Raw genomic sequence first — 10744 nt, 5'->3', positions numbered from 1 at the left:
GGGGTTACAGTCTTCCCACGTGCGGGCTCCTCTCGGATCCCGCTCCTCACCAGCGACAGAACAAGAGGTAAGAACAGTGGCTCTCCCTCCCCTCACTCCTGAGCAGCGGGCCGATGCCCTGAAGAAGGCCGCCGAGGCCCGCCGCGAGCGCGCCGCGATCAAGGCCCGTCTCAAGGACAGCGCCGGCCGTCGCGGCGAGGAGATCACGAAGGTCCTGGCCGAGGCCGAGACCAACGAGATCGTCGGCCGCCTGCGCGTCTCCGCGCTCCTGGAGGCCCTTCCGGGCGTCGGTAAGGTCAAGGCGCAGCAGATCATGGAGGAGATCGGCATCTCCCCCTCCCGCAAGATCCGGGGCCTCGGCTCCCATCAGGCGGAGAAGCTCGTCGCGCACTTCTCCGAGTGACGACCTCCCACGGGGCCGGTGCCGCGTCGGCACCGGCTCCGGTGACGGTCCTCGCCGGCCCCACCGCGGTGGGCAAGGGAACGGTCTCGGCCGCGATCCGCGCCCGCTACCCCGAGATCTGGCTCTCCGTCTCGGCGACCACCCGCGCCCCGCGCCCGGGGGAGGTCGACGGCGTCCACTACCGCTTCGTCAGCGAGGAGGAGTTCTCGCGCCTGATCGAGGACGGGCAGATGCTCGAGTGGGCCGTGGTCCATGGCAGGAACAAGTACGGGACCCCGCGCGGGCCGGTCGAGGAGATGGTCGCCGCGGGGCGCCCGGTGCTCCTCGAGATCGACCTCGCCGGTGCCCGGCAGATCCGCGAGACCCTCCCCGAGGCGCACTTCGTCTTCCTCGCGCCGCCCGACTGGGACACGCTCGTGCAGCGTCTCGTGGGGCGCGGCACGGAGGACGAGGAGGAGCGCACCCGGCGCCTCGAGACCGCGAAGGTCGAGCTCGCCGCGGAGAGCGAGTTCGACGTCACCATCGTCAACGACGAGGTGGACCGCGCGGCCGACGAGCTCGCCGCGCTGCTCGGCGTCCGCCGCTGAGCGCGGGGGCGACCCCGCGGGTTCTCCGCCTTCGCGCCGTTCCCGCAGGATCTCCGCACCCGCCCCGGCGTGCGCCGTCTCACGCGGCCGGTCCCCGGGCGCCCTCGCGCCCCGGGGGGTCCAGGGCGTATCCTGGTCAGTCGCACGCACACTTTCGATGAAGGGACTTCCGTGGCCGGAACCGTCGCCCAGCCCGAGGGCATCACGAACCCGCCGATCGACCGTCTCCTGGAGACCGTCGACTCGAAGTACGCCCTGGTGCTGTACGCCTCCCAGCGCGCCCGCCAGATCAACGCCTACTACTCGCAGCTCTCCGAGGGCCTGCTCGAGTTCGTCGGCCCCCTGGTGGATGTCGACAACCAGGAGAAGCCGCTCTCGATCGCGCTCCGCGAGATCGACGAGGGCCTCCTGACGGTCCGCGAGATCGACGAGGAGGAGTACGCGGCGCAGAACGAGCCCGATCCCAACGCGCCCGCGCCGCTGCTGCTCGGCGACGACGCCCCCGAGATCCCCCCGTCGGATTTCACCTTCTGATCCGTCCACCCCGCCGGGAGCACCGATGAGCAGCGAGCTGCGCACCCTCGAGGGAGCGCGCGTCCTGGTGGGGGTCGGAGGCGGCATCGCCGCGTACAAGACCGCGCACCTGGTGCGCGGTCTCGTCGCGTCCGGGGCCTCGGTGCGCGTCGTCCCCACGGAGGCGTCCCTCGCCTTCGTCGGGGCGGCTACCTGGGAGGCGCTGAGCCATCACCCGGTGCTCACCTCGGTCTTCGAGGACGTCGACGAGGTGGCGCACGTCCGCCACGGCCAGCAGGCCGATCTGGTGGTGATCGCCCCCGCGACGGCCGACCTCCTCGCCCGGATGCGGATCGGCCGCGCCGATGACCTGCTGACCGCCTCGCTGCTCGTCACCCGCGCCCCGGTCGTGGTCGCCCCGGCGATGCACACTGAGATGTGGGAGCACCCCAGCACCCGCGAGAACGTCGCGGTGCTGCGCGAACGGGGCCTGGTCGTCCTCGAGCCCGCCGTCGGCCGGCTCACCGGGCCGGACTCGGGCCCGGGCCGCCTCCCCGAGCCGGAGGCGATCCTCGAGGCGGCCCGCGCGGCGATCGCCGCGCCCCGCACGGCCGACGGCGCCGTCCGCCGCGACCTCGTCGGCCGCGAGCTGCTGATCAGCGCGGGCGGGACCCGCGAGAGGCTCGACCCGGTGCGTTATCTCGCCAACCACTCCTCGGGGAAGCAGGGCTGGGCCCTCGCCCACGCCGCGCTCGTGCGCGGTGCCCGGGTGCACCTCGCCGCCGCGAACGTCGGGCTCGAGACACCGCCGGGCGCCGTGCGGACGGACGTGGGCGACGCCGCTGAGCTCGCCGCGACGATCGCCGCTCACCGCGGCTCCGTCGACGCGCTCGTGATGGCGGCCGCCGTCGCCGACTTCACCGCCGCGGAGCCGGCGGACCACAAGATCAAGAAGGACGAGTCCTCCACGGACTCGGTGCCCGTGATCTCCCTGCGCCGCACCGAGGACGTGCTGCGCAGCAGCGTGCTGGACCGCGGAGACGCGCAGCGGCCGGTGATCGTGGGCTTCGCCGCCGAGACCGGCGGGGGAGGGGCGAGCGCCCTCGAGCTCGCCCGCGCGAAGGCGCGCCGCAAGGGCGCCGACCTGCTGGTCTTCAACGACATCACCACGGGCGTCTTCGGCGCGGACGAGAACGCGGTGCGGATCCTGGACGCGGAGGGCGCCGACCGCGGCGCGGCCGCCGGCTCGAAGACCGCGGTCGCCCACGCCGTGCTCGATGAGCTCGTCGGTCTGCTCGCCGACGTATCCTCGACACCATGACCTCGAGCGAGCTGCGCACCTTCACGTCCGAATCGGTCACCGAGGGGCATCCCGACAAGATCTGCGACCAGATCTCAGACGCCATCCTCGACGACCTCCTCGCCCAGGATCCCGGGGCCCGGGTCGCCGTCGAGACGATGGTCACCACCGGACTGGTGCACGTTGCGGGTGAGGTCCGCACGAGCGGCTACAGCGACGTCTCCACGATCGTGCGCGATGTGATCCGCGAGATCGGCTACGACTCCTCGGAGAAGGGCTTCGACGCCGACTCCTGCGGGGTCGAGGTCTCGATCGGGGCGCAGTCCCCGGACATCGCCGCGGGGGTCGACGACTCCTTCGAGTCCCGCTCCGGCACCGGCGACCTCGAGGACTTCGCCCGCCTCGGCGCGGGCGACCAGGGCCTGATGTTCGGCTACGCGTGCCGGGACACCGCCGAGCTGATGCCGCTGCCGATCCACAGCGCGCACCGCCTCACCCAGAACCTCTCCCGCGCCCGTCGCGACGGCGTGCTGCCGTACCTGCGACCGGACGGCAAGACCCAGGTCTCCATCGGCTACGACGAGTCGGGCGTCGCCCGGTCCGTCGAGGCGGTCGTCGTCTCGACGCAGCACAGCGCCGACGTCGACCTCGCCTCGCAGCTCGCCCCCGCCATCGACCGCGTGGTCATCGCCCCGGTCCTCGAGGACCTCGCCGCCCAGGGCCTGGACATCTCGGGCGTGGTCAAGCACATCAACCCCTCGGGCCGCTTCGTGCTCGGCGGCCCCAAGGGCGATGCCGGCCTCACCGGCCGCAAGATCATCGTCGACACCTACGGCGGCATGGCCCGCCACGGCGGCGGCGCCTTCTCCGGCAAGGATCCCAGCAAGGTCGACCGCTCCGGCGCCTATGCGATGCGCTGGGTCGCGAAGACCATCGTCGCGGCGGGTCTCGCCGACCGCTGCGAGGTGCAGGTCGCCTACGCCATCGGCGTGGCGGAGCCGGTCGGTCTGTACGTCGAGACCTTCGGCACCGGGAAGGCCCCCGCTCACCAGATCGCCGCCGCCGTGCGGAAGGTGTTCGACCTCCGCCCCGCGGCGCTCATCCACGAGCTCGACCTGCTGCGTCCGATCTACTCCCTGACCTCGGTGCACGGCCACTTCGGCCGGGAGCTGCCCGAGTTCACCTGGGAGCGCACGGATCGCGCCGAGGAGCTGGAGCGCGCCCTGTGAACGTCCCCTCCCCGCTGCCCGCCGAGCTCGCCGCGCGCCTCAAGCGCGATGATGCCGGCCTGATCACCGCCGTCGTCCAGGACGCGTCGACCGAGCAGGTGCTCATGGTCGGCTGGATGGACGACGAGGCGCTGCACCGCACCCTGACCACCGGCCGCGCCACCTACTGGTCCCGCTCCCGGGGCGAGTACTGGCGCAAGGGCGACACCAGCGGCCACGTCCAGTGGGTGCGATCGGTCGCCCTGGACTGCGACGGCGACACCCTCCTGGTGCGGGTGGACCAGGTCGGTGCGGCCTGCCATCGCGGCACCACCACGTGCTTCGACGGCACGGACCTCGGAGCCGTCGTGCTCGACGCCGCGGAGCGCACCGCATGAGCGCGCCGTTCAGCGGGCCCGATTCCGGGACCCCCGGGGTGACCGGGGCCGATGCGGGGATCACCGCCTATCCCGAGCTCGTCGGAGGGCTCGAGGGGGACGCCCTGGGTCGCGTGGTCCCCGACCGCGAGACCTTCCGCGCCCTCGCCTCCCGGCAGCGCGTCGTGCCCGTGAGCGTGCGCCTGCTCGTGGACGAGGACACCCCCGTCTCCCTCTACCGTCGGCTCACCGACGCCGGGGACGGCCGCGGCACCTTCCTCCTCGAGTCGGCCGGCGAGGGCGGCGACAGCCGCTACTCGATCATCGGCACGCGGGCGCGGGCCGTGCTCACCGAACGGGAAGGTCGCGCCCACTGGATCGGTGACGTGCCTGCCGGGGTGCCCGTCGACGGCAGCCCCGTCGAGGCGCTCCGCGCGGTCACCGAGGCCTTCCGCGCCGCCCGGCAGTCCCATCTCCCGCCCTTCTCCGGAGGGATGGTGGGCTTCGTCGCCTACGACGCGGTCCGCCACTGGGAGAAGCTCCCGGATGCCCCGCCGGATGAGATCGACATCCCCGACCTCTCCATGCTCCTCGCCCAGGACGTCGCCGTGCACGATGCGCACGACGCGACGGTGGTGCTGGTGGCGAACGCCCTGAACCTGAACGCGACCGACGAGGGCGTCGACGCCGCCTATGACGACGCCCTCGCGCGTCTGGAGACGATGCGGGAGGCCCTGCGCCGCCCGCTCACCACGAGCGCCATGGTGTACGAGACGGTGCGGGACGCCGAGCCGAAGGCCCGCACCGCCCAGCTCGAGTACGAGGCCGCGGTGCGCGAGGCCGTCGCCGACATCGTCGACGGCGAGATCTTCCAGGTCGTCCCCTCGCAGCGGTTCTCCCTGCCCACGGCGGCGGATCCGCTCGACGTGTACCGGGTGCTGCGACGGATGAACCCGAGCCCCTACATGTACCTGCTGCGCACCACCGACGCCGAGGGTCGCGCGATCGACGTGGTCGGCGCGAGCCCCGAGTCGCTCGTGACCGTGCGCGGTCGCACGGCGACGACCCACCCGATCGCCGGCTCGCGGCCGCGCGGCGCGACCCCTGAGGAGGACGAGCGCCTCGCCGAGGAGCTCCTCGGCGATCCGAAGGAGCGCTCCGAGCACCTCATGCTCGTCGACCTCGCCCGCAACGACCTGCAGAAGTTCTGCGATCCGGGGACCGTCGTGGTGCGCGACTTCATGCACATCGAGCGCTTCTCGCACATCCAGCACATCGTCTCGACCGTGACCGGGAGGATCCGCGAGGAGGCCCTCGCCTACGACGCGCTGCGGGCGACCTTCCCCGCGGGGACCCTCTCGGGGGCTCCGAAGCCGTCCGCGATGCGGATCATCGACCGCCTCGAGCCGGTGCGCCGCGGCGTCTACGGCGGGACGGTCGGCTACATCGACTTCGCCGGCGACATGGACATGGCCATCGCTATCCGCACCGCGGTGCTGGTCGACGGCGACGCCCATGTGCAGGCGGGCGGGGGAGTGGTCGCGGACTCGCAGCCCACGATGGAGCATCGCGAGACCCAGTCCAAGGCGGCCGCTGCCCTGCGCGCCGTCGCCTCGGCCGACACCCTGCGCGGCGCATGAGCGAGCGGACGGGCGACGACCCCGCCGTGGACCAGCCGGGCGCGGACGAGCAGTCGGAGGGCGCGGCGGCCGCCGCCCGCCCGACGCGCCGTACCGCGGTGCTGCTCGGGGTGGCCGCCTCCGGCCTGCTGCTCGGCGTGACCCGCCTGACGTGGGTGGACGCCCTCGCCGCGAACCTCACGGGGACCGCCCAGGCCCTCGAGGTCGGCGGCTCCGACGCCGCGCCCGCCGTGGTCGCGCTCGCGGTCGTCGCCCTCGCGGCCTCGCTCGCGACCTCCCTGTCCTCGAGCTGGGTGCGCTTCGTCACCGGTCCGGTGCTGATGGTCGCCGGCGTCGCGGCGGGCGCGGCGGCGTTCGGCCCGCTCCGCGATCCGGTCTCCGCCGCGAGCGGCACGGTCGCCGAGGCCACCGGGGTGGTGGGCGGCGCGATCGAGGCCGAGGCCACCCTGTGGCCGTGGCTCACCGTCGTCCCGGCCCTGCTGCTGGTCCTCGTCGGCGCCGCCACGGTGCTCGTGGGCGGGCGCTGGCCGCGGCGCAGCCGGTATCGCAGCGCGGCGGCCGCCGTGGCCGTCGACGTCGATCCGCAGGCGGATCCGGCCGCCGCCTGGGACGCGCTGACCCGCGGCGAGGACCCGACCGAGCAGACGGAGCCCGCCGAGGCTGCGGAGGCATCGGAGTCCGCCGAGGCCGCCGACCGGACCGGCTCCGGGGACTGAGCGCCTCGCCGGGTGGAGACCCTGCTCGTGGCACAATGAGTGCCGATCAGGCCACCGACCGGAGAAGGACCATGACCAAGACCTACACCGTGCCCCCGCAGCCGCACCACAACGAGGGCAAGACCGTGGCCGCCTGGACGATGAACATGGGCATCGTGATCGGCTCGGTGGTTCTGGCCCTGGGCATGATCCTCCCGGATGCCGCCGCGCAGCCGCAGCTGTCGATCCTGGTGTGGATCGGCGCCGGCCTCGTCGTGCTCGCCATCCTCGCGGGCGTCGGCCTGTCGCTGGCCGGGCTCGGCCAGCCGCGCCGCGCCGCCGCCGAGTCCGAGGCGCGGTGACCGCCGCGGCGTCGGAGCAGCACGGCCAGCCCGTGCCGCACCGCGCCGCCGCAGATCACGGCCCCGTCGGCCGCGAGGACGGCACGACCCCCGGCGTCCGCGGTCCGCGCGCCCTGCTGCTGCCGCTCGGCATCGGGCTGGGAGGACTCGCCCTCGCCCTCGGCGTGCAGCTCGTGTTCGATCCCTTCCGCACCGATGTGCCGCTGTGCATCGTGTACCACCTGACTGGGCTGCACTGCCCCGGCTGTGGGGCGACCCGCGCTGTCCACGCCCTGCTCGACGGCGATCCGCTGCTGGCCCTGCGCAACAACGCCCCCGTCGTGCTGGCCCTGCCCGTCGTGGCCCTCGGCCTGCTCGCCTGGGCCGTCCGCCGGGTGCAGGGACGGACCCTCGCCTGGCGTCCCCCGATGCCGCTGCTCCTCAGCGCGCTCGCTCTGCTCGCGCTGTACACCGTGGCGCGGAACCTGCCGCTGTTCTGGTTCCTCGCCCCGACGTCCCTCGTCGGCGCCTGACCCGCGCCGACCGTGACGGGCGCCGGCCCCGCCGCCCCGTCCCCACCGCCCAGGAGGCCTCCGTGACCACCACCGGAACCGTTCTCGACGAGATCATCGCGGGCGTGCGCGAGGACCTCGCGCCGCGCCGTCAGGCGGTGCCCGCCGAGGAGATCGCCCGACGGGCGCGCGCCGCCGCCCCCGCCCGCGACGCACGCGCCGCCCTCGAGGGCGATGGCACCACCCTCGGCCTCATCGCCGAGGTCAAGCGCGCCAGCCCCTCCAAGGGGGAACTCGCGGAGATCCCCGAGCCCGCCGTGCTCGCCGCAGCCTACGCCGACGCCGGCGCCTCGGCGATCAGCGTCCTCACCGAACAGCGCCGCTTCCGCGGCACCCTCGCCGACCTCGACGCGGTGCGCGAGCGGGTGGACGTCCCGGTGCTGCGCAAGGACTTCGTCGTCGACCCGTACCAGGTCTTCGAGGCGCGCGCCCACGGCGCGGACCTGGTGCTGCTCATCGTCGCGGCGCTCGAGGACGGCCTCCTGCGCGAGCTGCACGACCTCACCACCGCCCTCGGCATGCAGGCGCTCGTCGAGACCCACACCGAGGAGGAGCTGGATCGGGCCCTCGCCCTCGGCGCCGATCTCATCGGCGTGAACGCCCGCAACCTCAAGACCCTCGACGTGGACCTCACGCGGGCCGCCGAGCTGATCGGCCGGATCCCCGCGGGCCCTCTCGCGATCGGGGAGTCCGCGGTGGCGAGCGTCGCGGACGTCGAGGCCTATGCCGCCGCCGGGGCCGATGCCGTCCTGGTCGGCGAGGCCCTCGTCACCTCCGGCGACCCGGCCGCCGCCGTCGCCTCGTTCCGTCGCGTGCCCCGCCGCGGCCGTCCCCAGACCGAAGGAGCTCCGGCATGAGCACCCCCGCATCGCCCCTGCCCGTCCCCGACATGGACCGGCCCGACGGAGAGCTCCGCTCGGAGGCCGGACCCTACTTCGGCGACTTCGGCGGCAGGTTCCTGCCCGAGGCCCTCGTCCCCGCCCTCGACGAGCTGAACGAGGTCTACCAGAAGGCGATCCTCGACCCCGAGTTCGTGGCCGAGCTGCGTCGCCTCGCCGCCGAGTACACCGGGCGCCCCTCGCTGCTGAGCGAGGCGCCCCGCTTCTCCCGCCTCGCGGGAGGTGCCCGGATCCTGCTCAAGCGCGAGGACCTCAACCACACCGGCTCGCACAAGATCAACAACGTGCTCGGCCAGGCGCTCCTGACCCGGCGCATGGGCAAGACCCGGCTGATCGCCGAGACCGGCGCCGGCCAGCACGGCGTCGCGACCGCGACCGCCGCCGCCCTGTTCGGCCTGGACTGCACGATCTACATGGGGGAGGAGGACACCGAGCGGCAGGCCCTGAACGTCGCCCGGATGCGCCTGCTCGGTGCGGACGTCGTCGCCGTCTCCCAGGGATCCCGCACACTCAAGGACGCCATCAACGAGGCCTTCCGCGACTGGGTCGCGAACGTGGAGACCACCCACTACCTGCTGGGCACCGTCGCGGGGCCCCACCCGTTCCCGGTGATGGTGCGCGACTTCCACCGCATCATCGGCGAGGAGGCCCGTGCCCAGGTCCTCGACCGCACCGGCCGTCTGCCCGATGCGGTCGTCGCCTGCGTGGGCGGCGGCTCGAACGCGATGGGCATCTTCCACGCCTTCCTCGACGACACCGACCCGCTGGTCCGCCTCGTCGGATGCGAGGCCGGGGGAGACGGGATCTCCTCGGGACGGCACTCGGCGACCATCGGTGGCGGCAGCCCCGGCGTGCTCCACGGTGCCCGCTCCTTCGTGATGCAGGACGAGGACGGCCAGACCATCCCCTCCCACTCGGTCTCCGCGGGGCTCGACTACCCGAGCGTCGGCCCGGAGCACGCCTGGCTCGCGGACATCCGCCGCGCCGAGTACCGGGCGATCGACGACGGTCCCGCGATGGACGCCTTCGCGCTGCTGTCCATGACCGAGGGGATCATGCCCGCCATCGAGTCGGCGCACGCCCTCGCCGGAGCCCTCGAGCTCGGCCGCGAGCTGGGGGAGGACGCCGTGATCCTGGTGAGCCTCTCGGGCCGCGGGGACAAGGACGTCGACACCGCCTCGCGGTGGTTCGGCCTCGTCGGCGGGGACGAGGACGCCGTCAGCGGGGACCTCTCGGCGCTGCGCGCCATGGCCCGGGGCACCCTCGACGCCACCGACACCCCGGAGGAGATCCGATGAGCACCCCCGACACCGGCCGGCTCCGCTCCGGCGACGCCCTGGACCGGGCCCGCGGCGAGGGCCGTGCGGCCCTCATCGGCTACCTCCCCGTCGGCTACCCGGACCTCGACCGCTCGGTCGAGGCGGCGAAGGTCCTCATCGACCACGGCGCCGACATGATCGAGCTGGGCCTTCCCTACTCGGACCCGGTCATGGACGGCCCTGTCATCCAGCGGGCGGCCGGCGCGGCCCTCGCCGGCGGGGTCCGCACCCGGCACGTCCTCGAGGCCGTGGAGCGGCTCTCGGGCCGCGGGGCCGCGATCCTCGTCATGTCCTACTGGAACCCCGTGCTCGCCTACGGGCCGAACGCCTTCGCCCGGGATCTCGCCGCCGCCGGTGGTGCCGGGGTGATCACCCCGGACCTCATCCCCGACGAGGGCGCCGACTGGATCGCCGCCTCGGACGAGCATGCGGTCGACCGTGTGTTCCTCGTCGCTCCGAGCTCGCCGGCGGACCGGCTCTCCTATGTGGTCTCGCACACACGCGGATTCGTCTACGCGGCCAGCACGATGGGTGTCACCGGCACCCGGGCGAGCGTCTCCACGGCCACCGAGGGCCTGGTGGAGCGCACCCGGGCGGCGGGCGCGCGGAACGTCTGCGTGGGTCTGGGCGTCTCAAACGGTGAGCAGGCCGCGCAGGTCGGCGCGTACGCTGATGGAGTGATCGTCGGGTCCGCCTTCGTGCGGGCTCTCCTGGACCATAAAGGCGATGACGCGGCGGCCCGCACCGCGCTCTCCGCGGTGGCCGATGATCTCCGCGCCGGCGTCGAGCGGGCCCAGCGTCCCCAGTGACGAGCCCCGCCCCTGAGGCGGCGGAGCAGGACCCCGACACCCCGTCCCCGGACCGGCCGGGCGCCCCCTCGAGGGCGCGCC

At 73.7% G+C, this 10744-nt stretch carries 13 protein-coding genes; all 13 read left to right on the top strand.

Features of this window, described 5'->3' with window-relative positions; genetic code table 11:
* Positions 1-76 precede the first annotated feature (76 nt).
* Complete coding sequence (mihF, locus tag V1258_RS03905; RefSeq protein ID WP_329746811.1) at positions 77-403, top strand: integration host factor, actinobacterial type; 327 nt, start codon at positions 77-79, stop codon at positions 401-403.
* Complete coding sequence (gene gmk, locus V1258_RS03900; RefSeq protein ID WP_329748446.1) at positions 400-990, top strand: guanylate kinase; 591 nt, start codon at positions 400-402, stop codon at positions 988-990. Before mihF ends, gmk begins: the two co-directional genes overlap by 4 nt.
* A gap of 171 nt (positions 991-1161) precedes the next feature.
* On the top strand, positions 1162-1524 hold the full coding sequence (gene rpoZ, locus V1258_RS03895; protein ID WP_329746809.1) for a DNA-directed RNA polymerase subunit omega: 363 nt from the start codon (positions 1162-1164) through the stop codon (positions 1522-1524).
* A gap of 25 nt (positions 1525-1549) precedes the next feature.
* Positions 1550-2824: a bifunctional phosphopantothenoylcysteine decarboxylase/phosphopantothenate--cysteine ligase CoaBC gene (gene coaBC, locus V1258_RS03890; RefSeq protein WP_329748445.1), complete on the top strand. Its 1275-nt coding sequence runs from the start codon at positions 1550-1552 to the stop codon at positions 2822-2824.
* On the top strand, positions 2821-4032 hold the full coding sequence (metK, locus tag V1258_RS03885; RefSeq protein WP_329748444.1) for a methionine adenosyltransferase: 1212 nt from the start codon (positions 2821-2823) through the stop codon (positions 4030-4032). The genes coaBC and metK overlap by 4 nt, the downstream gene beginning before the upstream one ends.
* The gene (gene hisI / locus V1258_RS03880) at positions 4029-4409 is read left to right on the top strand and encodes a phosphoribosyl-AMP cyclohydrolase (protein ID WP_329748443.1); all 381 of its coding nucleotides are present in this window, start codon (positions 4029-4031) and stop codon (positions 4407-4409) included. The genes metK and hisI overlap by 4 nt, the downstream gene beginning before the upstream one ends.
* Positions 4406-6028 (top strand): anthranilate synthase component I, encoded by a 1623-nt coding sequence (locus V1258_RS03875; protein ID WP_329748442.1) that lies wholly within the window; start codon positions 4406-4408, stop codon positions 6026-6028. Before hisI ends, V1258_RS03875 begins: the two co-directional genes overlap by 4 nt.
* Positions 6025-6744 (top strand): Trp biosynthesis-associated membrane protein, encoded by a 720-nt coding sequence (locus V1258_RS03870; protein WP_329748441.1) that lies wholly within the window; start codon positions 6025-6027, stop codon positions 6742-6744. The genes V1258_RS03875 and V1258_RS03870 overlap by 4 nt, the downstream gene beginning before the upstream one ends.
* Positions 6745-6815: 71 nt before the next feature.
* Positions 6816-7085: an HGxxPAAW family protein gene (locus tag V1258_RS03865; protein WP_329746803.1), complete on the top strand. Its 270-nt coding sequence runs from the start codon at positions 6816-6818 to the stop codon at positions 7083-7085.
* The gene (locus V1258_RS03860) at positions 7082-7597 is read left to right on the top strand and encodes a DUF2752 domain-containing protein (protein ID WP_329746802.1); all 516 of its coding nucleotides are present in this window, start codon (positions 7082-7084) and stop codon (positions 7595-7597) included. Before V1258_RS03865 ends, V1258_RS03860 begins: the two co-directional genes overlap by 4 nt.
* 62 nt (positions 7598-7659) lie before the next feature.
* Positions 7660-8493, top strand: coding sequence for an indole-3-glycerol phosphate synthase TrpC (gene trpC, locus V1258_RS03855; RefSeq protein WP_329748440.1), 834 nt, complete (start codon positions 7660-7662; stop codon positions 8491-8493).
* A complete protein-coding gene (gene trpB / locus V1258_RS03850; protein WP_329748439.1) occupies positions 8490-9833 on the top strand; it encodes a tryptophan synthase subunit beta in 1344 nt (447 codons plus the stop codon). The genes trpC and trpB overlap by 4 nt, the downstream gene beginning before the upstream one ends.
* On the top strand, positions 9830-10663 hold the full coding sequence (gene trpA, locus V1258_RS03845) for a tryptophan synthase subunit alpha (protein WP_329748438.1): 834 nt from the start codon (positions 9830-9832) through the stop codon (positions 10661-10663). Before trpB ends, trpA begins: the two co-directional genes overlap by 4 nt.
* The last annotated feature ends 81 nt before the right edge of the window (positions 10664-10744 follow it).

The sequence above is a fragment of the Brachybacterium sp. J153 genome, assembly GCF_036311905.1.
GTDB lineage: Bacteria > Actinomycetota > Actinomycetes > Actinomycetales > Dermabacteraceae > Brachybacterium.
This window is presented reverse-complemented; position numbering and strand designations above follow the sequence as displayed.

Excerpts from the sequence above, each read along its gene's own strand:
- V1258_RS03865 (WP_329746803.1), top strand. The coding sequence starts at position 6,816 with ATGACCAAGACCTACACCGTGCCCCCGCAGCCGCACCACAACGAGGGC.
- V1258_RS03875 (WP_329748442.1), top strand. The coding sequence starts at position 4,406 with ATGAGCGCGCCGTTCAGCGGGCCCGATTCCGGGACCCCCGGGGTGACC.
- coaBC (WP_329748445.1), top strand. The coding sequence starts at position 1,550 with ATGAGCAGCGAGCTGCGCACCCTCGAGGGAGCGCGCGTCCTGGTGGGG.
- metK (WP_329748444.1), top strand. The coding sequence starts at position 2,821 with ATGACCTCGAGCGAGCTGCGCACCTTCACGTCCGAATCGGTCACCGAG.
- trpA (WP_329748438.1), top strand. The coding sequence starts at position 9,830 with ATGAGCACCCCCGACACCGGCCGGCTCCGCTCCGGCGACGCCCTGGAC.
- trpB (WP_329748439.1), top strand. The coding sequence starts at position 8,490 with ATGAGCACCCCCGCATCGCCCCTGCCCGTCCCCGACATGGACCGGCCC.
- V1258_RS03870 (WP_329748441.1), top strand. The coding sequence starts at position 6,025 with ATGAGCGAGCGGACGGGCGACGACCCCGCCGTGGACCAGCCGGGCGCG.